Genomic DNA, 26,492 nt, shown 5'->3' with positions numbered 1-26,492 from the left:
GGGCTCGGAACGTACGGGTTCTGTAGGGTTCTCGTCGCGTGGGAGCGCTCCCAGCTGTGATGGGTTGAAGGCTTCCTGAGCCCTCGGCAAGTGTCAAGTCATAGAACAGGTCGCTTCGGTATCCGTGATGTAGTTGGACTCTGGGGCGCAAACGGGAGGAACCGATGGCAGTGACAAGGCGCGGCATGGGGCGCGACGGAAGACCAACCCTGGAGCAGGTCGCCGCTCGCGCCGGCGTGGGGCGGGGCACGGTTTCCCGTGTCATCAACGGCTCGCCCCGGGTCAGCGAACGCACGCGCGCGGCCGTTCAACAGGCCATCGCCGATCTGGGCTATGTGCCGCACCGCGCGGCCAGGGCGCTGGCCGCCAACCGCTCGGACGCGATCGCCCTCGTGGTCCCCGAGGCCGAGACCCGGCTCTTCGCCGAGCCGTACTTCTCGGGCATCATCCGGGGCGTCAGCGCGGAGTTGGCGGACACCGACATCCAGCTGCTGCTCACGCTCATCCGCACCCCGAAGGAGCGGCAGCGCTTCTCGCAGTACGCGGCCAGCCACCGCGTGGACGGCGTGCTGCTGGTCTCGGTCCATGGAGACGATCCGATGCCTGACCAGTTGGCTGAAATGGGCATCCCCGTGGTCATGAACGGGCGTCGTTCCTCGGACGAGATGGTTCCCCACGTGGACTGTGACAACGTCGGCGGCGCGCAGTTGGCCGTGGAGCACCTGCTGGGCCGTGGGCGTTCCACGGTGGCCACCATCACGGGCCCCTCCGACATGTATGTGGCCCGCTGCCGGGTCGACGGCTACAAGGAGGCGCTGCGCGCCGCCGGCCGGGAGCCTGACGAGGACCTGATCGCCAAGGGCGACTTCTCGGAGGAGAGCGGTCATGCGGCCATGCACAAACTGATCAAGCGGCGACCGGAGTTGGACGCGGTCTTCTGCGCCTCCGACCTGATGGCCATCGGGGCCCGCCGTGCGCTGCGGGAGCTGGGCCGGTCCGTGCCCGGGGACGTGGCGCTGGTCGGCTTCGACGACTCCGCGCTGGCCCGGCACATGGACCCGGCGCTCACCAGCGTGCGGCAGCCGATGGAGGGCATGGGCCGGGCGATGACCAGGGCGTTGCTCGCGGAGATCGGCGACTCGGGCCCCGACCGCCCCCGGCTGGTGCTGCCCACGGAGCTGGTGCGCCGGGCCTCGTCCTGAGGTTCGGGCCTCGCCCCGCCGGCGGGGCGAGGCCCGAACCTCAGGACGCCGGTGGGCGCCGGCGGGCGCCCTCGCGGCGTCCCGCGTCCGTCGGCGCGGTGTTGCGCTGGCCACATCCCGGCGCCGCAGTGCGCGTGAAAGCGCTCCCACGGGAGTGCTTATCGGCCATGCCCGAGGGGCCTTCCGTTGCCAGAAGGTTGTGCAAGGTGGCATCCGCTGTCGGTGCCTCGGTCTATGGTCCCTTGCATGGCTGTTCGACCACTCTGTGCGCCCGGCGATCTCGATCTTCGCCGGCCGCTGCCCGGGCGTCCCGCCGCCGCGCAGCGGGTCACGGCCGTCGCGGCCACGTCCGGCCTCACCCGGGTCGCCGTGGCCACGGCCGCGCCCTGGTTCCCCGGCCTCGCCGAGCTGTTGGTGCTCGCCCCCGGCGAGGACGCTCCGCCGTTACGCCTGCCCATGGCCCGGCGCCCCCAGGGGGCCGTGGTGCGGGACATGGTCTTCAGCTCGGACGACGCCGCGCTGACCGTCTCGCTCGGCGGCTCCGAGGAGCAACAGCTCGGCCAGGTCGCGCACTTCGCGCTGCGGCCCCGGCCCGTCGAGCGCTGGCGGCGCTCGCTCAGCCGGCCGGTCTACGCGGGCTTCAGCGAGTGCGGCGGCCTGCGGCTCGCCGTCAGCGGCGACGGGCGGGTGGTCGCCGGCTGCGACCAGTCCAGCCGTTCCGTGCTGGCCTGGTCGGCGGCCGACGGGTCCCGGCTGGTCGACGGGGCCGCCGAGCCGCCCCGGGTGGGCGGCAGCGAGGCGATCGCGGTCGACGGCGAGGGCTCCCGGCTCGCGTTCCGACTCTGCCGCCCCTACGAGCGGGCCCCCGACGGCGGCATCGCCGTACTGTCCCCGGACAGCGGCGCGTTGAGCGTGCTGCCCACCGGTCTCGACTGGTGCGCCGGGCTGGCCTTCGCGCCCAACGGCGCGCTGCTGGTCGTGCTGGGCACGGCCGGCGGCACCGCGCAGGCGGTCTTTCTCGACCCGGCCCGGCAGCCAGCCGACGCGGTGGTGGAGCGCCGTCGCCTGGCCGCGCTGCCCGCCGAGGCCGCCCAGCAGACGGCGCGTCCGGCCTGGGGGGCGGCGGGCCCCAGGGCGGCCCTGCGCGCCGACCGCACCGTCACGGTGTGGGACCTGGCGGCGGGGGAGCCGCTGTGCTCCGTCTCCGACCTGGGCCGCTCCACCGCCTGGGCCCTGACCCCCGACGGCCGCGCCCTGGTGGTGGCCTCCCCGGCCGAGGTGCGTGGCCATGACCTCGGCTGACACCGGGCCCGCGCGGCCCGTCCTCGACCCGACCCCCGAGCCCCGACCGCCCCAGAGCTGATCGTCCGAGAGCCGAACCGCCCGAGATCCACCCCCGAGAGCTGACCGCCCGCCGAACCCAGGACGGACGTCATGAACCCCTCCGACCCCCCAGGACCCGGGGCCCCCGCCCCTCTCGACCCGACCCGGGGCCCCGACCGTGAACGCCCGAAGTCCCCGTCCCCGCAGGGCACTTCGGGCGCCTCTCCCGAGGCCGTCGCGCGGGCGCTGCTGGCCGCGCGGCCCAGCGAGGAAGGCTGGTGGGAGATCTGCCGCCAGCTGGAGCGCATGACGCCCGAGCGGCTCGCGGCGATCCGCCCGGCGGCGCTGCGCTGGCCGGCGGCCCACCGGCCGATGCCCGACCGGTGGTGGGCGCAGTGGACCTCGGGGGACGTCCGCCCGCACCACGCCCTCGCCGGCACCCGGGCGTTGGGCCGGCTCGACCACGTGGAGACGGGCACCGTCCCCTACCCGGTGGCCGAGGACTGGGCGGAGGACCGGGACGTCGAGGGGAACGGGGACGTCGAGCGGGACGTCGTGCGGGATGGGCACGGCGCGGAACGCCCGACCGGGCACGCGACGGGGCACCCGTGGGGGACCGGCCCGGTGGACGCCGACCCGCCGCCGCCGTCGGCCGACCCCAGGGAGGCCCGCACGGCGTACTTCTACAACGGCGCCAGCGCGGTGGCCGCGCCCGCTGGGCTGCGCTGGCTGGCCCTGGCCGCCGCCGCCGAGTGGCACCACAACGGCGGGGACATCGTCCGCTGGGAGACCACCAGGGACGCCCCGCTCGTCTGGTACCTCGACGGTTCCGGGACCCACGACGAGTCCTACGACCTGCAACTCTCCCCGGACGGCGCGATCGTGGTCGCCGCGGTGGAGGGCGCCTGGCGGGCCTGGTCGGCGGCGACCGGCGAGCCGCTGTGGCGGGTCAGGCCGCACGCCGCCGAAGAGGCGGCGGACGCCGAGGAGTTGGCGGACGCCGAGGAGTTGGCGTTCGACGCGGAGGACGTCGAGGTCAGCATGGACGACCTGGTGCGCTTCGGCTTCTCGGCCGACGGGCGCCGGCTGGCCGTCGGCACCGGCAGTTCCGACGTGGTGGCCGTGCTCGCCAGTCACACGGGAGAGGTCCTGTTGCGGGTCCCCGAGGGGGAGGACGCCTTCGGCCCGGTCGCCCTCGACGCCACCGGCGAGCTGCTGGCCCACACCGGCCCCGCCGGCCGGGTGGTGCTGCGATCCGTGCCCGAGGGGCGCGTGCTGGCCGTCGCCGACACCGGGCTCAGCTCGATCGGCGCGCTGGCCCTGGCGCCGGACGGCGACGAGCTGTTCGTGGTGGGCGGCGCGGTCGGCGGCGTTCCCGAGCGCGCCGGCCTGGCGACGACGGCGCGGCCGGCCGGCCGCAGGTTCACCCTGCGCCGGGACGGCGGGCGGACCGTGCTGACCGGCCAACCCCTGCTGCGGCCCGGCGAGTTCACCGAGGGCCTGGACGCCGACTCGCCGTCGGCCGCGATCACCGCGCGGTCCTGCTGGACGGCGGAGGGGCCGTTCGCCTTCGTGGGTGCCGACTTCGGCTCCCTGCTCTTCGACGGCGAGGGCCGCACCCTGTGGGCCGACCCGGCCGCCGCCGTCGGCGCGTTCACCTCCGACGGCCGGGCCCTGGTCGTGGTCCAGGAGGACATCGACGTCTGGTTCCTCGCCGGCCTCGAACGCCCCGACGAGCCGGTGCCCGCCGAGGAGCCGGCGCCCGGCCTGGTGTTGCTCACCGGGCTGCCGCCGGCGCTCGCCGGGCCGGCCGCCGCCGGCGGCGACCAGCCGGCCGAACTGCCCTGCTCACACTGGTCGGTGCGGGTCGCCGCGGTGGCGGACGGGGCGCGGGCCCTGGCCTTCTGCGCCAAGCTGGACCGGGACTCCGTCGGCCGCCCGCAGGTGCTCTGCCGCTGGCCGGCCGGGTCCCCGCCCGGCCAGACGCCGCCGGAGACCGGCCTGCTGCCCGAGGTCGACGGCTCCTCCTACCTCTCCGACCTGGCGTTCTCCCCCTCGGGGGACGTGCTGGCCAGGGGCCTGCTCGGCGACGAGTCCGCGCTGGCGCTGGACGAGGTGGCCAGCGGAGCGACCCGCTGGGTCTACACCCTGCCCCCGGTCGCCTGGGACGAGGAGGAGCGGCTGCGCATCGCCTTCAGCGCCGACGGCTCCCGGGTCGCGCTGGCGGCCCATGTCACCGGACGCGTCGTGGTGTTGGACGTCTCCAACGGCAAGCCGCTGCTGTCCTTCGCGGAGTCCGCCACCCAGACGGTCTCCTGGCGGGGCGCCCGGATCGACATGGCGGCGCTGGACGCCACCGGCGAGCGGGTCGCCTTCGGCGTCAGGGACGCCACGAGCCGGGTGGTGGTGCGCGAGGTCGGCGGCCCCGCCCTTTCCGTCGCGGCGCCCGCCGGCCTGCGGCAGGTCACGGGGCTCGCCTTCGCGCCCGACGGGCGGACGTTGGCCGTCGCCGGCGCCACCCAGCGTGGCCACGCCGGGCTCTGGCGGCTCGCGCTCGACGGGGACCCGGGCGAGGCGGCCGTGCCGCCGGTCACGGCGGTGCGGGACCTGCCCATGCACGACCAGCCCGACGGCCAGCTGGTCTGGTCGGCGGCGGGTCCCCGGGCGTACTTCCCCGGCAGCCACGGCTGGGGCGCGGTCTGGGACGGGGGCTCGGGGCGGACCCTGGTGGAGATACCCTTCGGCTGCGCCGACGGCGGCGTGGCCCTCTCGCCCGACGGCGGGACGCTGGTCACCGTGACCCAGTTCGGCGCCAGGCTCTGGCCGTTGCCGGCCCCCTGAGCCGGGCGGCTCGGCGCCGGCGGCCGCGCCGGTCCCGCCTTCAACCCGTGAACGCGCGCCGGCCCCGCCGAACGCACCGAGCCCCCGGTGCCGCGAGGGCAACGGGGGCCGGTACGTGGGGGGTTCCCATGGTGTGCGCCACCGGCACCCCGCCGGCCGGGCAGGTCACCCGGCCGGCGGGGCATGGGTCACACGGTGATCGACGGGTCGATCACAGCGGGGGGTAGGCGTTGGCCAGCAGCTCCTGGAACTGCGCGGAGAACCAGTGCCCGGAGATCGGGGCGTTCGGCAGGGCGCCCGACGGGTTGTTGCCGTTGCGCGGGTTCCCCTCGTAGGTGGGGTCGCACATCCGGTCGAAGCCCTTGCCCTCGTCGTTCGGGATCTCCTCGCTGGAGCCGTCGGACTCACCCGGGGGCTTGATCCAGACGTAGGCGTCGATGCCCGGGGCGGGCGAGGCCTCCGGCCGCTCACCGAGGCCGGCGCCGGCCTGGTTGCACCAGTTGCCGGCCTGGATGCGCCGGTCGACCCGGCTGCCCTCGACATACGCGTTCACGTCGGTCTGGGGACCGGGACCGGTCGGACGGTCCGGGCCGCCCCAACCGCTGCGGGAGGTGTCGATCAACATCCCGATGTCCGAGTTGAAGCCCTGGGAGACCAGCTCCTGGCGGAACGCCTGGGCGAAGGACTGGTTGTCGATGTAGCGGTTCCAGTCCACCCAGTCGCTCTCGCGCACCGGAGTGCCGTTGATCGTGTCGTCGATGCTGTAGTACGGCTCGACCGTCGGGCCGTAGTTGGCCGTGTTGACGATGAAGCCGTGCACGTCGTCCACCGAGGCGCCGCCGGTGGTGGCCGCCTCCGCGAACAGCTGGGCCGAGGCACCGAAGTTGTCGTCCCACCCGATCCAGCCGTAGTGGCCGGCGTCGATGTAGTTGTAGACGTTCTCGATCGCGCCCAGCTGCTCCAGCGCGTACGCGACGCCGTTGACGTAGTTGCCGTTGGCCAGCATCTCGTCACACTCGGGCGTCGCGGTCTCGCGCGGGCTGACGTTGGTGATCAGGTTCGGGAGCGAGTCGATCTCGATGACCGTCACGATCCGCAGGTCGGCGTAGGCCGGGTCGCCGAGGATCTCGGCGATCGGGTCGATGAACTCCGACTGGTAGCGGTCGAGTTCGTCGGGGCCCAGCTCGCCGTTGGAGGCGAGCGCGGCGCAGTCGCGGCCCGGCAGGTTGTAGATCACGACCTGGAACACGAAGTTCTCGTGCCCCTCGGCCTGGACCAGCGCATTGTCGAGGTGCTCGCGCAGACCGGTGCTGTTGCCGGCCGAGCCGCCGTCGATCGCGGCGATCCGGTCCAGCCAGACCCCGGTGGGCTGGTCGGCGATGGCCTCGCCGCCCGGCTCCGAGGCCGCGTTGGCCGACCAGTCGGGGTTCACGTAGACGCCGGCGCCCTCGTAGGGGTTGTCGACGCGTGCGAGCGGCTGGGCGTCCTCGTTGGCGTTGGCCATGCTGAGGGTGCTCAGCGTCATCACGCCGGCGCCCAGCAGGGCGCCCGCGACGAGCGCGGTCCGCTTCCTGCCTCGGTGCCGTGGGGGGTTGGTGCGGCTCATTGCGGTACTTCCTCCAGATGGTTGCGTCGGCCCAACGGACGTGCGAGTTGGGGCCGTCGTGCGTCAAGCAAGGAAGGGCGAACCGGTGGGCTCACCGGACCCGTGCCGTGACGACGAGGACAGAGCCCGGACGAGCCTGAGGCGGCACCGCCGAACCCGTTCCCGTCACACGCCCACGCGTCGTTGGGTGAAGCCGGCCGGGGGACTCGGGGAGCCCCTGGTGGCCCCGGCCCGCGTGGAAACGGGCCGGAACGGTGGCCGAACTCTCCTGGGAGCTGGTGGGGGTGGTGGGGGACATGGGGTGCGTTCGGAAGCGGCTCCGGTTCGTCTGACGTCTGCTCTCGACGCCTCTCACGGCTTGGGACCGCTCCCACTGGTTGAAGGGACCGTAGGGCAACTGACCCCTCCGCGCCAAGGGGTCGTTCAAGAATTCATCGCTGACCTGCCGCTTAAGCATGGGATTTGTCCGAGGGGTTGACGTGTTCAGGCAATGCTCGGATTCTTGGGAGCGCTCCCACTGGCCTGTGCACGTCACGCAGACAAGCACGTTCTCCCATCGCCGAGCCGCGAGGAGGTTCGATGCGAATCCAACGTGGATCTCCCATCGGGACTTCAACAAGAGCGAGATCACGCAAGAAGAGCCGCCGCCTGTGGGTCGCCGGAGCCGTGGCCCTGTCCCTGCCCCTGGGTCTGACCCTGGCCGGCAGTGGCAGCGCCAGCCCGACGGCCGACGGCGGCATCGGCGTGCAGCAGTACGAGGACGAGTTCCTTGAGCTGTACGCCAAGATCAAGGACCCGGCCAACGGGTACTTCTCCCCCGAGGGGATTCCGTACCACTCGGTCGAGACGCTGATCGTCGAGGCCCCGGACCACGGTCACGAGACCACGTCCGAGGCGTACTCCTATCTGATCTGGCTGGAGGCGCAGTACGGCCAGGTCACCGGTGACTGGGAGCCGTTCAACGACGCCTGGGAGCTGATGGAGGAGTACATGATCCCCGGGTCGGAGGATCAGCCCACCAACAGCTTCTACGACCCCTCGTCCCCGGCGACCTACGCGCCGGAGTCGAACGACCCCTCCAACTACCCGGCGGCGCTGGACGGCAACGTCCCCGTCGGGCAGGACCCGTTGGCCAACGAGCTGTCGTCGACCTACGGCACGGACGACATCTACGGGATGCACTGGCTCCAGGACGTGGACAACGTCTACGGCTACGGCAACACCCCGGGCGACCCGTGCGGCGGCAACGCCGAGGGGCCGTCGTTCATCAACACCTTCCAGCGCGGTCCGCAGGAGTCGGTGTGGGAGACCGTGCCGCACCCGTCCTGTGACGACTTCAGCTTCGGTGGCGAGAACGGCTACCTGGACCTGTTCACGGACGACGCGCAGTACGCCCAGCAGTGGCGTTACACCAACGCGCCGGACGCCGACGCCCGCGCGGTGCAGGCCGCCTACTGGGCCAACCAGTGGGCCTCCGAGCAGGGCAACGCGGCGGCGGTCGCGGAGACCGTGGAGAAGGCCGCCCAGATGGGCGACTACCTGCGGTACTCGATGTACGACAAGTACTTCAAGCAGGTCGGCGACTGCGTCGGCCCGACCACCTGCCCCGCCGGCAACGGCAAGAACAGCTCGCAGTACCTGATGTCCTGGTACTACGCCTGGGGCGGCGCGCTGGACTCCTCCGCCGGCTGGGCCTGGCGGATCGGCTCCAGCTTCAACCACTTCGGATACCAGAACCCGCTGGCCGCGTACGCCCTTTCCACGGACGACGCGCTGGTCCCCGACTCGCCGAGCGCGGGCCAGGACTGGGGCCAGAGCCTGGACCGGATGGTGGAGTTCTACACCTGGCTCCAGTCCGCCGAGGGCGGCATCGCCGGTGGCGCCAACAACAGCTGGGACGGCGCCTACGGCCAGCCCCCGGCCGGCACCTCCACCTTCTACGGCATGTGGTACGACGAGGACCCGGTCTACCACGACCCGCCGTCCAACCAGTGGTTCGGGATGCAGGCGTGGTCCATGCAGCGCCTGGCCGAGTACTACTACGAGTCGGGCGACGCCGCCGCCGGCGCGGTGCTCGACAAGTGGGTCGCCTGGGTGCTGCCCGAGGTGACCGTGGGCAACGGCGCCGACTTCGCGATCCCGTCCACGCTCTCGTGGTCCGGCCAGCCGGACACCTGGGACCCGGACAACCCCGGCGACAACGCCAACCTGCACGTCGAGGTCACGGCGCACTCGCAGGACGTGGGCGTGGCCGGGTCGTTGGCCAACGCGCTCTCGTTCTACGCCGCGGCGACCGGTGACACGGCCGCCCAGGAGACCGCCGCCGGCCTGCTGGACGCGCTGCTGGCCAACTCCGACGACATCGGCGTGGCCACCGAGGAGGTCCGCGAGGACTACGGCCGCTTCGGCGACGAGGTCTACATCCCGGCGGGCTTCAGCGGCACCATGCCCAACGGCGACGTGATCGAGCCCGGCGCGACCTTCGACTCGCTCCGCTCCTTCTACCACGACGACCCCAACTGGCCGCAGGTGGAGGCGTACCTGAACGGTGGGGACGCGCCGACGTTCACCTACCACCGCTTCTGGGCGCAGGCCGACATCGCGATCGCCTTGGCGACCTACACCAACCTCTTCGGCGAAGAGGCGTAGGAGCGAGGCGACCGTGAGGCAGCCGTGAGGCAGTCGAGAGTCAGTCGAGAGGCATAGTCACCCGCCCGGAGGCGTAGCCTCTGTGCGGGAGTGAAGGCGGCGGGAACGGGGTCGCGCACGACCCCGGCCTCCCGCCGGTTCCACGCACCACCGAGGGCCCTGGTGAGAGCGCACCAGGGCCCTCGGCATGGTCGCCTCTCCGGCGCCCGGGCCGACCGGCCGGCTCAACGGGCGCGCACCGGCCGTCAGTCGCTCAACGGGTCGGCGCCGGTTGGTCAACGGGCGGGCGCCAGGCGCCGGTTGGTCAGCGGCGCGGGGTCACCAGCACCAGAAGAGCACGCAGGTGTCGTCGTCCTCGCGGCCACCACCGCCACCGCCACCGCCTCCGTCACCGCCTCCGTTGGAGCCGTCCTCGTCGCCGGGCGGCGGGGTGGGGTCGGGGCTGCCCGGCTGCGACGGGTCGCCGGGGTCGGCGGGCTCGGACGGCGGCGACGCGTCGGAGGAGTCGGGGCTCGGCGTCGGCTGAACGGTCCCGCCGTGCTCGGCCGTGGGCGGCTCCTCGGTGGTCGCCTCGGCCTCGGCCTCGGCCGACGCCTCGGCGTCCTCCTCCGCCGTGGGCTCTGAGGCGGAGGACTCGGTGGTGGCCTCGGGCGAGGTCTCGGTCGGCTCGGGCGCGGGGCTGGAGGGGTCGGCCGTCTCGCCGTCGGGCGAGGCGGGGGCCTCGGCCGCCTCGGCCTCGCGGTCCTCGGCCGAGTCGCTGGTGGGCAGCACCACCTCGCCGACCTCGGCCACCGCTACGCCCAGCACCACGACGCCCAGCAGCCCGGCGAGCAGATAGCGGCGTCGGCCCCGGCCGCCCGCCGCGTGGCTGGCGCGCCGGCCCGAGCGGCCGCGCGGGCGGTCGTCGTCCGGGTCGCCGTAGCCGTCGTGGTCGTCCTGTCCGTCCCGGGCGTCGGCGACGACGGGGAGGGCGGCGGTGTGCCGTTCCTCGTGGCGGTGCCCGTGTCCGTGCCGGTGCTCGTGCTGGCGCTCGTGCCGCTGCTCGTGCCGGCCGACGGCGGGGACGCCGTGGCGCGGGGTCGGGTCACCCTGGTCCGTGTCCGTGCCGGCCCCCGGCCAGGACACCAACTCCCCGCAGCCGGGGCAGATCAGCGCGCCGTTGATATGGCGGCGGCACGTCTCGCAGTAGTCCATGGGTCCCCGTTTCGTTGCGATGGACCGGTGGGGGTTTCGAACACCTTAGCGCCGTGGAAGCGCGCCCACGGGATGGTGACGGAACGGCCACGCGAGCCCCATGAGTCATCAACTGTTCCTTCGCGCACCGCCGTTGTGTGAACGTCGCGCGGGCCTCCCGGCGGCGGTCCGGGGCCGTTGTCAGACCCCGCCGCTACCCTTGGGCGCCATGTGTGGACGGTATGCGGCGAGCCGACGGCCCGAGGATCTCGCCGGACTTTTCGACGTGGCGCTGGTGGACCCGGGGGAGCCCCTGCCGGCCGACTGGAACGTGGCGCCCACCAAGGAGGTCTACGCGGTCCTGGAGCGCCCGGTGAAGGAGCGCGGCCCCGAGCCGGTGCGCCAGCTGCGGAAGCTGCGCTGGGGCCTGGTCCCCTCCTGGGCCAAGTCCCCCGAGGGCGGGGCCCGGATGATCAACGCCAGGGCGGAGACCGTGCACGAGAAGCCGTCCTACCGCCGCCCGTTCGCCGCCCGGCGCTGCCTGCTCCCCGCCGACGGCTACTACGAGTGGGTCACCGGTGACGCCGAGCGCGCGGAGGAGGAGAAGGGCAAGCGCAAGCGCCCCCGCAAGCAGCCGTACTTCGTCACGCCGGTCGACGGCTCGGTGATGGCGCTCGCCGGGCTCTACGAGTTCTGGCGGGACACGACGCTGCCCGACGACCACCCCTCCGCCTGGTGGGCCACCTGCACGGTGGTGACCACCGAGGCCGAGGTCACCCCGCTCCCCGGCCGCGCCGAAGCGGACGAGGGGCCGCGCACCCTGGCCGACATCCACCCCAGGATGCCGCTGGCCCTGCCGCCCGACCGCTGGGACGCCTGGCTCGACCCGGCCCGCCGCGAGCCCGAGGCGATACGCCCCCTGCTGGCCCCGCCCCCGGCCGGCACCTTCCGCGCCTATCCGGTCTCCACCGGCGTGAGCAACGTGCGGAACAACGGCCCTGAGCTGGTGGCCGAGCTGCCGAGCCCCGAGGAGGTCACCCTGTTCTGAGGCGGCCCGGAATACCCCGGGGCGGTTCGGTGTTGAGCCCGGCGACCGCGTCAACCACCCATGACTCGCCCGGGGGCGAGAGAGGGAGACCGCCAGATGGGTTCCATCGCCTGCCCGTCACGTCCCGCCGAGCAGCGCACCCCGCGCGCCAGCGAGGTGGACTGGGCGACGCTGCGGCTCGCCGCCGAGGGTGCCTCCACATCGGCGGAACGACCGGTTCGTCGTCTATCCTCCCAGTCGAGCGAGCCCGCCTTCGGGTTTCGCGGCTACCCAAGGGAGGTGGGTCCGGTCACCGGCACCGACGACGGCGTGTTCGAGGAGACGGAGAGGGCCGAGGAGACCGAGGCCGAGCGGAACGCGCGGTTCGAGCGCGACGCCCTCGGCTACCTGGACCAGATGTACTCGGCGGCGCTGCGGATGACCCGCAACCCGGCCGACGCGGAGGACCTCGTCCAGGAGACCTACGCCAAGGCGTACGGCTCGTTCCACCAGTTCCGCCGGGGCACCAACCTCAAGGCGTGGATGTACCGCATCCTCACGAACACCTTCATCAACTCCTACCGCAAGAAGCAGCGGGAGCCACAGCGCAGCGCGGCCGAGGACATCGAGGACTGGCAGTTGGCCAGGGCCGAGTCGCACATGTCGACCGGCCTGCGGTCCGCCGAGTCCCAGGCCCTCGACCACCTCCCCGACTCCGACGTGAAGCAGGCCCTCCAGGCCATCCCCGAGGAGTTCCGGATAGCGGTCTACCTCGCGGACGTCGAGGGCTTTGCGTACAAGGAGATCGCCGACATCATGGGTACCCCCATCGGCACGGTGATGTCCCGGTTGCACCGTGGTCGGCGTCAGCTGCGCGACATGCTGGAGGACTACGCGCGGGAGCGCGGCCTGGTCCCGGCCGGGGCGCAGCAGAAGGGTTCGGAGTCATGACCGGCGAGGAGCCGCGCGCCACGGACTGCTCTGAGGTCCTGGACCACCTCTACGAGTACCTCGACCACGAGATGCCCGACCGGGACAGCGACAAGATGCGCCAGCACATCGACGAGTGCTCTCCGTGTCTGGAGAAGTACGGTCTGGAGCAGGCGGTCAAGAAGCTGGTCAAGCGCTGCTGCGGCCAGGACGAGGTGCCGGCCGACCTCCGTGCCAAGGTCCTTGAGCGGATCGACGCGATCAGGGAAGAGGACTGCGGCCGGGTCGGCTCGGGCGAGGACCGCCAGCAGGCCGACCGCTGACGTCCGGCGACGACGCGTCGACCGCCCGGAGCGCGTGACCGCGCGCTCCGGGCGGTCGTCTTCGTTTCGCGCCGGGGGCGCCGCCGCGCACGCGCCCCGTCACCCCCCTGGTCTTCCGCGCTCTTCCGCCGTCTCGCGCGCGGCCCTCGGCTGACCCATGCTGTGAGCAGGCACCTGTCGCCCCATGGTTGGATGCGGTTCGGGACGGACAGGAGAACTGTGAAGTGCACGCTACGAGGCGGGAATCAGGCGGGACACCGTGAGGATCTTCGGCAGGGTGCGGCAGCGCCCGTCCACGGACTGGCGGCTGGCCACCAACCGGGCTTTCACCCTCATCGACGACGGCCGCTACGAGGACGCGGACGCGCTGCTGACCCGCGCCGCTGACCTGGAGCCGTGGCTGTCGGAGTCCTGGTTCAACCTCGCGCTGCTGCACAAGTTCCGGCACGACTGGGAGCAGGCGCGCTCCGCCGGGCTGCGCGCCGTCGCCCTGTTGGAGAAGGACGCCGGCGCTCCCGACTGGTGGAACGTGGGCATCGCCGCGACCGCCCTCCAGGACTGGCCGTTGGCCCGGCGCGCCTGGCAGGCGTACGGGCTGCCGGTGCCGAAGGCGTCCTCCGTCGCGGACGAGCCGTTGGGCATGGAGTTGGGCGGCGCGGCCGTGCGGCTCTCGCCCGAGGGCGAGGCCGAGGTGGTGTGGGGCCGCCGCCTCGATCCGGCCAGGATCGAGGTGCGCAACATCCCGCTGCCGTCCTCGGGCCGCCGCTGGGGCGAGGTGGTGCTCCACGACGGCGTCCCGCGCGGTGAGCGGACCACGGCCGTCGCCGGCGGCTCGGCCGTCTTCCCGGTCTTCGACGAGATCGAGCTGTGGGCCCCCTCGGCCGTCCCGACCTGGGTGGTGCTGATCGAGGCGGCCACCGAGGAGGACCGGAACGCCCTGGAGCGGCTGGCCTCCGACGCCGGCTACGCCGCCGAGGACTGGTCGTCCTCGGTGCGGCTGCTGTGCCGGTCCTGTTCGGAGAGCCGGATGCCCAGCGAGGAGGGCGACGGGCTGGCCCAGCACGACCCGCACGACCACAGCGTGCCCGGCCGCCCCGGCCCGTTGGGCCACACCGGGGCGGGCGCCCTCTGGTCGCCGGAGCGGGAGTGCGGGATCGCCGCGCCCAGCGGTCTGGTGCGCGGGCTGTTGGACGGTTGGGTCCGCGACCGGCCCGACGCGCGCGCCTGGCGGGACCTCGAAGAGGTCTGCTGAACCCGCCCGTTGGGGGCGTTCCGGGGGCCATCCGGGGGCCTTGCGCGGACGGTTCCGGGGGGCGGGGGAGCACGGGGCGGGGCGCCGTAAGCTTGTCCCGGCAGTGCGGGGACCGCCCCGCGAGCGGCACCGAGAGGCGAACGGCGGACCATGGCGGAGCAAGAGACCGACGAGCGCGAGTTCATCGACGACACCCAGGACGCCGGGGAGCGGGAGAAGGCGCACCGGGAGCGCGGCACGGTCCGGCCCATCACGGTGGTGGGGCACCCGATGCTGCACCGGGAGTGCCGGGACGTCACGGAGTTCGACGAGAAGCTGGCCGCGCTGGTCGACGACATGTTCGCCAGCCAGCGCGCCGCCGAGGGCGTCGGCCTGGCCGCCAACCAGATCGGCGTCGACCTCAAGGTCTTCGTCTACGACTGTGAGGACGACGAGGGCGTGCGCCACGTGGGCGTGGTCTGCAACCCGGTCCTTGAGGAACTGCCCGCCGAGCGGCGGGTGTTGGACGACAACAACGAGGGCTGCCTCTCGGTGCCCACCGCCTACGCCGAGCTGGCGCGCCCCGACTACGCGGTGGTGCGCGGCCAGGACGCCGAGGGCCGGCCCATCCTGGTGCGCGGCACCGGGTACTTCGCCCGCTGCCTCCAGCACGAGACGGACCACCTCTACGGCCGGCTCTACATCGACCGGCTCTCCAAGCGGGACCGGAGGAACGCGCTGAAGATGATGGCCGAGGGAACGCCGCGTTACGAGACCGTTCCCAACGAGGACTGACCAGGCGAACCCTTTCCCCGAGCGCCAGTGGGCTCAACCACTGGCGTTCCGGGGGGAGTTGACGCGCGTTGACAACCTCGGGCACTCTCGTTGCGTCCCTCCCTTTCCCCTCTCGGAGGCACCATGTTCAGACGTTTCGTGAGAGTCTTGCTCACTGTTGTCATGGTCGCATCAGCGGCCCTGGTCGGTACGGTCGCCACGGCCGGAACGGCGCAGGCGGACGGCTGTTACACCTGGAACCGCACCCTCAGCCAGGGCAGCAGCGGCGAGGACGTCCGTCAGCTCCAGATCCGCGTCGCCGGCTACCCGGGCTACGGCGCGGTGTTGGCGATCGACGGGCAGTACGGCCCGGCCACCGCCGCCGCCGTCACCCGCTTCCAGCAGGCCTACGGCCTGTCGGCCGACGGCATCGCCGGGCCGCAGACCTTCGGCAAGATCTACGACCTCCAGGACAACGACTGCACCCCGGTCAACTTCACCTACGCCGAGATGAACCGCTGCAACTCGGACTGGTCAGGTGGTGCGGTCAGCGCATCGGCGGCACGGGCCAACGCGCTCCAGCAGATGTGGAAGCTCCAGGCCCTGCGCCACGCGCTCGGTGACCGCCCGCTCAACACGAGCAGCGGCTTCCGTTCCTACGCCTGCAACAGCGCGGTCGGCGGCGCCGCCAACAGCAACCACCTCTACGGCCGCGGCATCGACCTGGTCGGCTCGCCGACCTTCTGCCAGATCGTGCAGCAGGCCCGCTACCACGGCTTCAACGAGATCCTGGGCCCGGGCTACCCCGGTCACAACGACCACGCCCACCTCGGCAGCATGAGCAGCCGCTACTGGTCGGCCCCCAGCTGCGGCATCTGAGCAACGGCCCCGCGGTGTCACCCGCGAGCACCTGAGCACACGGCCGGGCGGCCGGCGCGAGAGCGCGCCGGCCGCCCGGGTCCGGGGAGACCTCCGTCAGAGGCCGTCCTCGGAAGCGACCGTCCTCAGAAGTCGTCGTCGAAGGAGACGTTGCCCTCCACGGCGACCTGGTAGGCCGAGGGCCGCCGCTCGAAGAAGTTCGTCAGCTCCTGGACGTCCTGCAACTCCATGAAGGCGAACGGGTTCCGCGAGCCGTAGATCGGCTTCAGCCCCAGCCGCACCAGCCGCTGGTCGGCCACGCACTCCAGGTACTCGCGCATGGAGGCGGTGTTCATCCCCGGCAGCCCGTCCCCGCACAGGTCGCGCGCGAACTGCAACTCGGCCTCGACCGCCTCGCGGAGCATCTCGGTGACCTGCCCGCCCAGCTCCTCGTCGAAGAGGTCGGGCTCCTCCCGGCGGACGGTGTCCACCACCGAGAACGCGAACTCCATGTGCATACTCTCGTCCCGGAACACCCAGTTGGTGCCGGTGGCCAGGCCGTGCAGCAGGCCACGGGAACGGAACCAGTACACGTAGGCGAACGCCCCGTAGAAGAACAGCCCCTCGATGCAGGCGGCGAAGCAGATCAGGTTGAGCAGGAACCGCCGCCGGTCCGCCTTGCTCTCCAGGCGCTGGATGTCCTCGACGGAGTCCATCCAGCGGAAGCAGAACTCGGCCTTCTCCCGGATCGACGGGATGTTCTCGACGGCGGCGAACGCGGCGGCCCGCTCGTCCGGGTCGGGCAGATAGGTGTCCAGCAGCGTCAGATAGAACTGGACGTGCACCGCCTCCTCGAAGAGCTGCCGGGACAGGTACAGCCGCGCCTCGGGGGAGTTGATGTGCTTGTAGAGGGTGAGCACCAGGTTGTTGGCCACGATCGAGTCGCCGGTCGCGAAGAACGCCACCAGCCGCCCGATCAGGTGCTGTTCACCCGGCGACAGCTTGGCCAGGTCCGCCACGTCGGAGTGGAGGTCGACCTCCTCCACGGTCCAGGTGTTCTTGATGGCGTCCCGGTAGCGCTCGTAGAACTGCGGGTAGCGCATCGGCCGCAGGGTCAGCTCGAAGCCGGGGTCGAGCAGGTTCTTCTGGTCGGCGGCACCCGCGTCGGGGGTGTCGGTCGACGGGGTGTTCTGGGTGGGGACGCTCACTGGCAGGCCTCGCAGGACTCGGGGTTCTCCAGGGAGCAGGCGACGGCCTGCTCGGGGACGGACAGGTCTTCGTTGACGGAGACGGCCACGGGGGTGGTGGCCGGGGCGGGAGAGGGAACGGGCACGGCCGCCGCGCTGGACCGCGCGGAGGCGGCGATCCGGGTCGCGGGCCGCGACCTCAGGTAGTAGGTGGTCTTCAGGCCGCGCTTCCAGGCGTAGGCGTACATCGAGCTGAGCTTGCCGATGGTCGGCGACGCCATGAACAGGTTCAACGACTGGCTCTGGTCCAGGTACGGGGTGCGGTCGGCCGCCATGTCGATCAGGGAACGCTGCGGGATCTCCCAGGCCGTGCGGTACAGCTCCCGCACCGTCTCGGGCAGCCCGGGCACGTCCCGCACGGAGCCGTTGGCCGCGCGCAGCGCCTGCCGGGTCGCCTCGTCCCAGCGGCCGAGACGCTTCAACTCGGCGACCAGATAGGTGTTCACCTGGAGGAACTCGCCGCTGAGGGTCTCCCGCTTGAACAGGTTGGAGACCTGCGGCTCGATGCACTCGTAGACGCCGGCGATCGAGGCGATGGTGGCGGTCGGCGCGATGGCCAGCAGCAGCGAGTTCCGCATCCCGACCCGGCCGATGCGGGCGCGCAGCGCCTCCCAGCGCTCCGGCCAGGCGTGCGCGACGCCCTCGAAGTGGTCGGGGTGCAGCACGCCCCGTGCGGTGCGGGTGTCCTCCCACGCGGCGTGCGGGCCGTGCCGCTCCGCCAGCTCGGCGGAGGTCTCGTAGGCGGCCAGCATCACCCGCTCCGCGATCCGGGTGGACAGCTCGCGGGCCGCCGCCGAGTCGAACGGCAGGCCCAGCCGGAAGAACACGTCCTGAAGGCCCATCACGCCCAGACCCACCGGCCGCCAGCGGGAGTTGGACGCCTCGGCCTGCCCGGTCGGGTAGAAGTTGATGTCCACCACCCGGTCCAGGAAGAGCACGGCGGTCCGCACGGTGGCGTCCAGCCGCTCCCAGTCCATCGCGCCGTTCTCGCCCAGGTGCGCGGCGAGGTTGACGCTGCCCAGGTTGCAGACGGCGGTCTGGCCGTCGTCGGTGACCTCCAGGATCTCGGTGCACAGGTTCGAGCTGTGCACCACGTTGCCGGGCCTGGCGGTCTGGTTGGCGGTGCGGTTGGCGGCGTCCTTGAACGTCATCCAGCCGTTGCCGGTCTGCGCCAGGGTGCGCATCATCCGGGCGTAGAGCTGGCGCGCCGGCACCGTGCGCTGGGCCAGGCCACGGGCCTCGGCCTCCCGGTAGGCGGCGTCGAACTCCTCGCCCCACAGGTCGGTCAACTCCGGCACGTCCACCGGCGAGAAGAGCGACCAGTCGGCGTCCGCGTCCACCCGACGCATGAACTCGTCCGGAATCCAGTGCGCGAGGTTCAGGTTGTGGGTGCGCCTGGCCTCCTCGCCGGTGTTGTCGCGGAGTTCGAGGAACTCCTCGATGTCCGCGTGCCAGGTCTCCAGGTAGACGCAGGCCGCGCCCTTGCGACGGCCGCCCTGGTTGACGGCGGCCACGGAGGAGTCCAGGGTGCGCAGGAACGGCACGATGCCGTTGGACTTGCCGTTGGTTCCCCGGATCAGCGAACCCCGGGCCCGCACCCGGCTGTAGGAGAGTCCGATGCCACCGGCGTGCTTGGAGAGCCGGGCGATCTGGTGGTAGCGCTCGTAGATCGAGTCCAGCTCGTCGGCGGGCGAGTCCAGCAGATAGCACGAGGACATCTGGGGGTGCCGGGTGCCGGAGTTGAAGAGCGTGGGCGAGGACGGCAGATAGGCCAGCGAGCTGGTCAGCCGGTACAGCTCGGCGACCTGCGCCAGCGCGTCGGCCGAGTCGTCCGGGGCCAGACCGCAGGCCACCCGCAGCAGGAAGTGCTGCGGGGTCTCGATCACCCGCCGGCTGACGGGGTGGCGCAGCAGATAGCGCGACTGGACGGTGCGCAGCCCGAAGTACTCGAAGCGGTCGTCGGCGCCCTCGGCCACGGTGCGGGCCAGCAGCGCGTTCAACTCCTCGGCGTGGACGCGGACGAAGTCCGCCGTGGAGTCGCCGATCAGCCCCTCGCGGTGGCCCACGGCGATGGACTCGGCGAACGTGACCGCGCCCTGCCCGGCGGCCTCCTCGCGGATCGCGAGGGTGAGCAGCCGGGCGGCGAGCCGCGAGTAGGCGGGCTCCTCGGCGATCAACCCGGCCGCCGCCTCGATGGCCAACTCCCGCAACTCGGCCTCGTCGGAACCCGGATGGCGGCCCCGCTCGACGGCGGCGGCGACCCGCGCGGGGTCGGCGGCCGGAAGGTCGGCGGTGAGGTCGGCCAGGAGGCGGGGCAACGCCGCTGAGGCCGGCTCTGCGGGGGCGGCGGGTGCGATGGTCACTCGGTGCTCTCCCTCGGGACGCGGTGCGCTCCGCGAGTCTGGGCGCGAGTGACGAGCGGGCAGGGCTGTGCCAGGCATGGCTCAACCGCACCGCGTCCCTCGGCCCAGCCCACGGGGCTTGGACGTGATCAGCCGTCGGCAGGCATTCGGACTCGTCAGGGCGAAAGCAAAGCAGGCCATGACACACCGTTGCGGGACAGCTCCGGATTCCCACCGGATTCCCCTGCGGCGACAGCGAGGTCGAGCATACATCTTGTGCCACTCCCAACGAGCAGCCCCATATGTTGTGTTCTCCGTCTCGTCGCGTGGCGCGTTCACCTGCGAACGCCCACGGGGCTCCGGGGCCCTCTGGGCACCGGGGACGCCTCCCGGGCGTGTGCGGTTGCGACGCGTTCCGCGTCAGGAAACCCGCGCCACGGCGCCGGGGCGTGTCGCGTTCCGGGTCGCGTCCGGGGGCGCTGCCACGTCACTCCCGGCGCAGCACGAAGTAGCCGGCGCCGTGCTCGACGACCGCGTACTCCGCCTCGGGGTACAGCTGGGCGGCGCGCTCCACCATGCCCGTGGGGGACATGCCGGGGCCGTGGTAGGCCAGGTAGTCGGGGGCGGGCACATGGGGGTCTCCGACCCAGAACACCCGGCAACGGCCGGTGAGTCGCGCGATCGGGCGGACGTTGGCCGCCACCTCGGCGTCGTCGGGGACGGCCGCGAGCACCCGTTCCGCCTCCCTGGCCACCTCGCCGGGGCGCCAGGTCTCCGCCTCGGTCAGCTGCGCCACCGGCAGCGAGGGGCTCAGCGCCAGCGTCGCCCCGAGCAGCCCGGCCGGCAGGAAGCGGGCGTAGTCCCGCAGCCAACGCCGGTGCGAACGCCCGGAGTTGGCCAACGCGTCCACCAGCGCCAGGACCACAACGGGCATCAGGACCGCGCTGTAGTGGAAGTCGGTGCCCCAGTAGTGCGGCTCGTGGGAGACGAACCGCCAGCCCAGCGTCGGCAGCGCCACCAGCAGCAGCGGGGAGCGCAGCGCCAGCAGCCCGCTGGTCGGCAGCAGCAGCCACAGCAGCGTCCTGGCCTTCTCGCCGATCCCGTCCAGCAGCGCGCCCAACGGGCCGCCCCCGCCGCCCTCCTCGCTGAGCTTGGTCCAGTAGTCGTAGTCCCCGGCGTTGTTGAACGCGGGGATCAGCACCAGCAGCGTCAGCGCGCACAGCGCCGCCCCGCCCACCGCCACCGCGCAGGCCGCCCGCGCCGCCCCCGGATCGCGGTCGCGTGACCGCAGCGCCACCACCAGCGCGATGGCGGCCGTGGTCAGCCCGAGGTCCTCCTTGACCAGCACCAGCGGCAGCGCCCACGCCAACGCGGCCCGCCACCGCCCCAGCAGCAGCGCCTCCAGCGCGAGGGCGATCAGCGGCACCGCGAAGCAGATCTCGTGGAAGTCGAAGTCAACGGCCTGCTGCACGCCCCAGGAGAGCCCGAAGACCACCCCGACCGTCAGCCCGCGCGCCCGGCCGAGCAGCGCGATGCCGACCCGGGTCACCGGCACCGCCGCCAGCGCGAACAGCGCCGCCTGCGCCACCAGCAGCGTCACCGGGCTGGGGAAGACCCGGTAGAACGGGGCCAGCAGCGCGGTGACCGGGCTGAAGTGGTCGCCCAGGATGAGGAATCCGGGCCCCTTGAGGTCGGCCACCGGCTCGCGCAGCCGCGCGTAGGAGGCGACGGCCTGCTCGAATATGCCCAGGTCCCAGGAGCGGGTCCGCAGGTCGCGGTAACGCCCCACGGAGAGCACCGTGTAGAGCGCGAAGAGCACGCCGGCCAGCGGATAGGGGTCGCGCGACCCGGGCAGCCGGCGGCGCGGCTCGGCCGGCGGTGCCTCGGCCTCGCCGGCCCGGTCCCGCTCGATGGTCGCCATGCCCCTCCTCAGCCCGCCGCCCGCGCGCGGAAGCCCCCGCGACGGTTCTCACCAGACAGAAACGCTAGGCGAGGGCCGTTGGTTCGCACACCTCAGCCCCCGGCGGTCCCGCGTTTCGGGGGCCGGGGGCCGAGATGTGCGGCGTGGTCAGCAGCAGCCGTGGTGGGAGGTCGGGTCGGCGTACCGGCGGTCGGTGCGCCGCTTCTCGAACTCGCGCCGGCTGAGCAGCGGGGCGCCGGGGTCGGCGGCCTCGGCCCGCTCCCGGTACCGCTGGTAGGCGTTCTCGCCGGTGAGTTCGGTGACATACCAGCGCAGCCAGGCCAGCGCCCGGCGCGGCGCGGTCAGCGCGTTCACTCCCGCTCGCCCTTCTCGGCGGTGACGGACGTCCCGTCGCCGGCGTCGTCGCGCTGTCGCGGAATCCCGCCGCCGGGCCCGAGCCCGGCCCGCGCCAGTTCGGCCTTCTCCTCCCGGGTGGCGATCAGCTGGGCGGGGGCGATCAGCCGGGAGGCCACATAGGGCGCCTCGTGCAGCCGCACCTCGTCGGGCGTGCGGATCGCCCTGAGCGCCACCCGGAACGCGTCGAGGAACACGATGATCACCAGCAGTGCCAGCACGGCGCTGAGCGCCGCGTCCAGCGTCGCGTTGTTGACGATGGTCCGCATGTCGCCCATGTCCTGGGCACCCGGCAGGAGTTGGCCGGCGTCGATGCCGTCCTGGTACTGGTCGCGGCGGGCCAGGAAGCCGACGGTGGGGTCGCCGGAGAAGACCTTCTGCCAGCTGGCGGTGAGGGTGACCGTGGCCACCCAGGCCATCGGCACGGCGGTGACCCAGGCGTACTTCAGCCGGCCGGACTTGATCAGCAGCACCGTGCACAGGCCCAGCGCGAGCGCGCCGAGCAGCTGGTTGGAGATGCCGAAGATCGGATAGAGCGTGTTGATGCCGCCCAGTGGGTCGTTGACGCCGACCCACAGCAGCCAGCCCCACAGGCACACCACCACGGCGCTGGTCAGCGCGACGCCGGGCAGCCAGCCCGTGGCGCGGAACCTGGCCATCCTCGGGTGGGTGCTCGCCAGCGCGTCCTGGAGGATGAACCGGCCGACGCGGGTGCCGGCGTCGATCGCGGTCAGGATGAAGAGCGCCTCGAACATGATCGCGAAGTGGTACCAGAAGCTCATCATCGTGTCGCCGCCGAGGATCTCCGAGAGGATCGCGGCCAGCCCCAGCGCCAACGTGGGCGCGCCCCCGGTCCTGGACAGCAGCGAGCCCTCCTCCACCGACTCGGCGGCGGCGCTGAGTTGCTCGGGCGTGACCACGAAGCCCCAGGAGCTGATCGTCTCGGACGCCGCCTGAACGGTGTCTCCGATCACCGCCGGCGGCGCGTTCATCGCGAAGTAGACGCCCGGGTCCAGCACACAGGCGGCGGTGATCGCCATCACCGCGACCGAGGACTCCATCAGCATCGCGCCGTAGCCGATGCTGCGCACCTGGGTCTCCTTCTGGATCATCTTGGGCGTGGTGCCCGAGGAGATCAGCGCGTGGAAGCCGGAGAGCGCGCCACAGGCGATGGTGATGAAGACGAACGGGAAGAGCGAGCCGGCGAAGACCGGGCCCTCGCCGTTGCTCGCGAAGTCGGTGACCGCCTCCATCCTCAGCGTCGGCAGCGTCACGACCAGCGCCAGCGCCAACAGCCCGATGGTGCCGATCTTCATGAACGTCGACAGGTAGTCGCGCGGCACCAGCAGCAGCCAGACCGGCAGCACCGAGGCGGCGAAGCCGTAGATCACCAGCCAGATCACCAGGGTGCGCGGCGCGAGCGTGAAGGTGTCGGCCAGGCCCGAGTTGGCCACCCAGCGGCCGGCGACGATCACGAACAGCAGCAGCCCCACGCCCACGGCGGTGACCTCGGAGACCCGGCCGGGCCGCAGGTAGCGCAGGTAGACGCCCATGAAGAGGGCGATCGGGATGGTCATGCCGACGGAGAACGTGCCCCAGGGCGACTCGGCGAGCGCCTGCACCACGACCAGCGCCAGCACCGCCAGCAGGATGATCATGATGCTGAAGATGGCCAGCACCCCGGCCACGCCGCCCACCGGGCCGATCTCCTCGCGGGCGATCTGCCCCAGGCTCTTGCCGTCCCTGCGGGTGGAGAAGAAGAGCACCACCATGTCCTGGACGGCCCCGGCGAAGATCACGCCGACGATGATCCAGATCGTTCCCGGCAGATAGCCCATCTGCGCCGCGAGCACCGGGCCGACCAGCGGCCCGGCGCCGGAGATCCCGGCGAAGTGGTGGCCGAGCAGGACCCGCCGGTCGGTCGGCTGGTAGTCGAGCCCGTCCTCAAGGCGCTCGGCCGGGGTGGCCCTGGTGTGGTCGGCGCGCAGCACCCGGCGGAGGATGAAACGGGAGTAGAAGCGGTACCCGATGGCGTAGGAGCCGAGCGCGGCCGCCACCATCCACGCCGCCGAGACGTCCTCTCCTCGGGAGAGGGCCAACATGGCCCAGCCGATGGCCCCGATGACGGAGACGGCGGTCCAGATGATGATCGAACGCGTTCGCGCCTGGCGCGCCTGACCTAGGAGTTGCACGTTTTGCTCCCGTGTCTGCCGGCTGGTCCTCATTGACTGCCCCGGGAATCTAGGCCACCGGAGCCGCCTTGACCATGGGGCGTGCGCGCCCGGCGCACGCGCCGGCGGAGTCACCACCGGTCAGGAGGGGTGCGGGCGCTCCAGGTTGGCCACGAACTTGTAGCGGTCGCCCCGGTAGACGGAACGCACCCACTCGACCGGCTCACCCTCGGTGTCCCGGGAGTGCCGCGAGAGCATCAGCATCGGCAGCCCGACGTCCGTGCCCAGCAGCCCGGCCTCGCGCGGATTGGCCAGCGAGGTCTCGATGGTCTCCTCGGCGTGCGCCAGATGGACCTGGTAGACCTCGGCCAGCGCGGTGTAGAGCGAGGCGTAACGGACCAGGCTGCGGCGCAGCGCGGGGAAGCGCTCGTGGGACAGGTGGGTGGTCTCTATGGCCATCGGCTCGCCGCTGGCCAGCCGCAGCCGCTCGATCCGCAGGACCCGTCCGCCCTCCGGCAGGTCGAGCAGCCGGCTGAGCCGCTCGTCCGCGTTGATGTAGCCGATCTCCAGCAGCTGAGAGGTGGGCTCCAGGCCCTGGGCGCGCATATCCTCCGTGTAGGAGGTGAGTTGAAGGGTCTGCGAGACCTTGGGCTTGGCGACGAAGGTGCCCTTGCCCTGGATGCGTTCCAGTCGGCCCTCCACCACCAGCTCCTGGAGCGCCTGACGCACGGTGGTTCTGGAGGTGTCGAACTCGCTCGCCAACGACCGTTCCGGCGGCACCGGAGTGCCGGGTGGCATGGTCTCGGTCATCTGCTGAAGATGGCGCTTGAGACGGTAGTACTTGGGGACGCGGGCCGTGCGAACCCGGTCGGCGGCGTCGGCGGCACCCGATTCGCTGGCCATGTCCCACCCCTCCGACTCGTTGTGTTCTGCCGTCACCGGCTCCTCCGAAAGATCGCAGCTGACATCGTGGCACGGGCCGCGCCGGGCCGCCGCCCCAGGGCAGATGTCGGTCCGGTAACGGACCCGCCCGGCGGCTCGTGGGCTCTTGACACCCTTCCTGGTCTGGTCCAGGCTCCCGTGCAACTGGTCTAAACCTCTTGTCTACACCACTAACGCGACGGCCGCCCCGCGCCACCACCATGTGGACGGGTGCCGGCACGAGAAGGAGGGTGACGTGAAGCGCAAGCTGATCGCTGCTATCGGCGTGGCCACCATGGCGGCCACGGTCGCCGCCTGCGGCTCGGGCGACGACGGCGGGGGTGGCGGCGATTCCGGCGCCATCACCGTCTGGCTGATGGACGGCTCCGCCCCCGACGCGTGGTTGGAGGAGCTGAACGCCGCTTTCGAGGAGGAGCACGGCGTCACCGTCAACGTCGAGATCCAGCAGTGGGACGGCATCCAGGACCGGGTGACCACCGCGCTCTCCGAGGACGGCACCGTCGACGTGCTGGAGATCGGCAACACCCAGACGGTCGGCTACGCCAACACCGGTGGCCTCGCCGACCTGGGCGACCTCGCCGACGAGCCGTGGAACGAGGCCATGTTGGAGTCCGCCCAGGTGGACGACACGCTCTACGCGGTGCCGTGGTACGGGGCGAACCGCGTGGTGATCTATGACAGGAGCATCTGGGAGGAGGCCGGCGCCGAGGTGCCCACCACGCGCGACGAGTGGATCACCGCGCTGGAGACCATCCAGGAGAACACCGATGCCGAACCGATCTACCTGCCAGGCCAGAGCTACTACGTGATGGGCGGGTTCGTCGCGGACGAGGGCGGCAGCTTCGCCGTGGAGGACGGCGACGGCTGGGCCGGCGCGCTGGCCACCCCCGAGGCGCAGGCCGGCATGGAGTTCTACGCCGAACTCCAGTCCTTCTCCAGCGCCCCCGCCGAGATCGACGAGGCCGAGCCGCAGCAGTCCACCGAGGTCGTGCCGAACGGCGAGGTCGCCTCGTGGGTCGGCCTCGGCTGGGAGGCGGCGGGCGCCATCGCCGCGATCGAGGAGCAGGGTGGCGAGGCCGACCTCGGCTACTTCCCGATCCCCGGCAAGACCCCCGACCAGTTGGGCCACGTCTTCCTCGGCGGCTCCAACCTCGCGATCAACGAGCGCGCGGGCAACCCCGAGATGGCCGACGAGTGGCTGCGCATGGCCACCTCCCAGGAGTGGGCGCAGAAGTACGTCGACGCCAACAACGGCGGCGTCGTTCCCAACCGCACGGACGTCACCGCCACCCCGGAGGAGGGCAGCTTCGCCGAGGCGATGGTGGCCTCCGCCGACGTCGGCTACCTGCCGCCGCTGACCACCGGATGGGCCAACGTCGAGACCGATCCCAACCCGATCAAGGAACTCATGACCAAGGCCATCAACGGCCAGGACTACCAGTCCGCCGCCGAGGAGGCCGACGCGGAGATCACCGAGCGGATCAACCGCGAGTAGCCAGCCCCCCCAGGGGGTGCCGCCGTCACCGGCGACGGCACCCC

19 protein-coding genes and 1 riboswitch are annotated in these 26,492 nt (G+C 72.2%); of the genes, 11 read left to right on the top strand and 8 right to left on the bottom strand.

Annotation, left to right across the window (positions count from 1 at the left end; genetic code table 11):
* The first annotated feature begins 164 nt into the window (after positions 1-164).
* The 3 genes from EBN88_RS06215 to EBN88_RS06205 all read left to right on the top strand — a co-directional run bounded on the left by EBN88_RS06215 (position 165) and on the right by EBN88_RS06205 (position 5,366).
* Positions 165-1,202 (top strand): LacI family DNA-binding transcriptional regulator, encoded by a 1,038-nt coding sequence (locus EBN88_RS06215; RefSeq protein WP_122182792.1) that lies wholly within the window; start codon positions 165-167, stop codon positions 1,200-1,202.
* Between the two features lie 246 nt (positions 1,203-1,448).
* The gene (locus EBN88_RS06210; RefSeq protein WP_122182791.1) at positions 1,449-2,504 is read left to right on the top strand and encodes a WD40 repeat domain-containing protein; all 1,056 of its coding nucleotides are present in this window, start codon (positions 1,449-1,451) and stop codon (positions 2,502-2,504) included.
* 132 nt (positions 2,505-2,636) lie between these two features.
* The gene (locus EBN88_RS06205) at positions 2,637-5,366 is read left to right on the top strand and encodes a hypothetical protein (RefSeq protein WP_122182790.1); all 2,730 of its coding nucleotides are present in this window, start codon (positions 2,637-2,639) and stop codon (positions 5,364-5,366) included.
* A gap of 211 nt (positions 5,367-5,577) precedes the next feature.
* Here the strand turns inward: EBN88_RS06205 and EBN88_RS06200 are convergent, their stop codons facing one another.
* Positions 5,578-6,972 (bottom strand): glycoside hydrolase family 6 protein, encoded by a 1,395-nt coding sequence (locus EBN88_RS06200; protein ID WP_122182789.1) that lies wholly within the window; start codon positions 6,970-6,972, stop codon positions 5,578-5,580.
* A 579-nt stretch (positions 6,973-7,551) separates the two neighbouring features.
* Between EBN88_RS06200 and EBN88_RS06195 the strand changes: the two genes are divergently transcribed.
* Complete coding sequence (locus EBN88_RS06195) at positions 7,552-9,621, top strand: glycoside hydrolase family 48 protein (protein ID WP_122182788.1); 2,070 nt, start codon at positions 7,552-7,554, stop codon at positions 9,619-9,621.
* Positions 9,622-9,939: 318 nt separating this feature from the next.
* On the opposite strand, the gene EBN88_RS06190 is transcribed toward EBN88_RS06195, so the two are convergent.
* Entirely contained in the window at positions 9,940-10,815 is an 876-nt protein-coding gene (locus tag EBN88_RS06190; protein ID WP_122182787.1) for an SCO2400 family protein, read from the bottom strand.
* A 208-nt stretch (positions 10,816-11,023) separates the two neighbouring features.
* Here EBN88_RS06190 and EBN88_RS06185 point away from each other — a divergent pair, with 208 nt between their 5' ends.
* The 6 genes from EBN88_RS06185 (at position 11,024) to EBN88_RS06160 (ending at position 15,958) form a co-directional block, all read left to right on the top strand.
* Complete coding sequence (locus tag EBN88_RS06185; protein WP_122182786.1) at positions 11,024-11,842, top strand: SOS response-associated peptidase; 819 nt, start codon at positions 11,024-11,026, stop codon at positions 11,840-11,842.
* 279 nt (positions 11,843-12,121) lie between these two features.
* Complete coding sequence (locus EBN88_RS06180; RefSeq protein WP_199742274.1) at positions 12,122-12,772, top strand: sigma-70 family RNA polymerase sigma factor; 651 nt, start codon at positions 12,122-12,124, stop codon at positions 12,770-12,772.
* Positions 12,769-13,074 (top strand): mycothiol system anti-sigma-R factor, encoded by a 306-nt coding sequence (gene rsrA, locus EBN88_RS06175; protein ID WP_122182784.1) that lies wholly within the window; start codon positions 12,769-12,771, stop codon positions 13,072-13,074. The genes EBN88_RS06180 and rsrA overlap by 4 nt, the downstream gene beginning before the upstream one ends.
* Positions 13,075-13,333: 259 nt before the next feature.
* Positions 13,334-14,326, top strand: a complete 993-nt coding sequence (locus tag EBN88_RS06170; protein ID WP_122182783.1) for a tetratricopeptide repeat protein — start codon at positions 13,334-13,336, stop codon at positions 14,324-14,326.
* A 150-nt stretch (positions 14,327-14,476) separates the two neighbouring features.
* Positions 14,477-15,100: a peptide deformylase gene (gene def / locus EBN88_RS06165; protein WP_122182782.1), complete on the top strand. Its 624-nt coding sequence runs from the start codon at positions 14,477-14,479 to the stop codon at positions 15,098-15,100.
* 123 nt (positions 15,101-15,223) lie between these two features.
* Positions 15,224-15,958, top strand: coding sequence for a D-Ala-D-Ala carboxypeptidase family metallohydrolase (locus tag EBN88_RS06160; protein ID WP_122182781.1), 735 nt, complete (start codon positions 15,224-15,226; stop codon positions 15,956-15,958).
* Positions 15,959-16,083: 125 nt separating this feature from the next.
* Here the strand turns inward: EBN88_RS06160 and EBN88_RS06155 are convergent, their stop codons facing one another.
* The 6 genes from EBN88_RS06155 to EBN88_RS06130 form a co-directional block, all read right to left on the bottom strand.
* Positions 16,084-17,145 carry a ribonucleotide-diphosphate reductase subunit beta gene (locus EBN88_RS06155; protein WP_407703379.1) on the bottom strand — a complete coding sequence of 354 codons (1,062 nt, stop codon included), beginning with the start codon at positions 17,143-17,145 and terminating at the stop codon, positions 16,084-16,086.
* On the bottom strand, positions 17,142-19,547 hold the full coding sequence (locus tag EBN88_RS06150; protein WP_233580489.1) for a ribonucleoside-diphosphate reductase subunit alpha: 2,406 nt from the start codon (positions 19,545-19,547) through the stop codon (positions 17,142-17,144). The genes EBN88_RS06155 and EBN88_RS06150 overlap by 4 nt, the downstream gene beginning before the upstream one ends.
* A gap of 120 nt (positions 19,548-19,667) precedes the next feature.
* Positions 19,668-19,831: riboswitch (cobalamin riboswitch) on the bottom strand.
* Between the two features lie 182 nt (positions 19,832-20,013).
* Positions 20,014-21,447, bottom strand: coding sequence for a DUF2079 domain-containing protein (locus EBN88_RS06145; RefSeq protein ID WP_122182779.1), 1,434 nt, complete (start codon positions 21,445-21,447; stop codon positions 20,014-20,016).
* Between the two features lie 147 nt (positions 21,448-21,594).
* The gene (locus tag EBN88_RS06140; protein WP_325052725.1) at positions 21,595-21,801 is read right to left on the bottom strand and encodes a YbdD/YjiX family protein; all 207 of its coding nucleotides are present in this window, start codon (positions 21,799-21,801) and stop codon (positions 21,595-21,597) included.
* Positions 21,798-23,942: a carbon starvation CstA family protein gene (locus tag EBN88_RS06135; protein WP_233580490.1), complete on the bottom strand. Its 2,145-nt coding sequence runs from the start codon at positions 23,940-23,942 to the stop codon at positions 21,798-21,800. Before EBN88_RS06135 ends, EBN88_RS06140 begins: the two co-directional genes overlap by 4 nt.
* A gap of 210 nt (positions 23,943-24,152) precedes the next feature.
* Positions 24,153-24,914, bottom strand: a complete 762-nt coding sequence (locus tag EBN88_RS06130) for a GntR family transcriptional regulator (RefSeq protein ID WP_122182777.1) — start codon at positions 24,912-24,914, stop codon at positions 24,153-24,155.
* A 274-nt stretch (positions 24,915-25,188) separates the two neighbouring features.
* On the opposite strand from EBN88_RS06130, the gene EBN88_RS06125 reads away from it, so the two are divergent.
* Positions 25,189-26,448: an extracellular solute-binding protein gene (locus EBN88_RS06125; protein WP_122182776.1), complete on the top strand. Its 1,260-nt coding sequence runs from the start codon at positions 25,189-25,191 to the stop codon at positions 26,446-26,448.
* Positions 26,449-26,492: the final 44 nt, after the last annotated feature.

Origin of the sequence: Streptomyces triticirhizae (genome assembly GCF_003696235.1) — a bacterium.
In the GTDB taxonomy this organism is placed as follows: domain Bacteria; phylum Actinomycetota; class Actinomycetes; order Streptomycetales; family Streptomycetaceae; genus Streptomyces; species Streptomyces triticirhizae.
The sequence above is the reverse complement of the archived record's forward strand: the minus strand, read 5'-3'. Positions and strand labels throughout refer to the sequence as shown.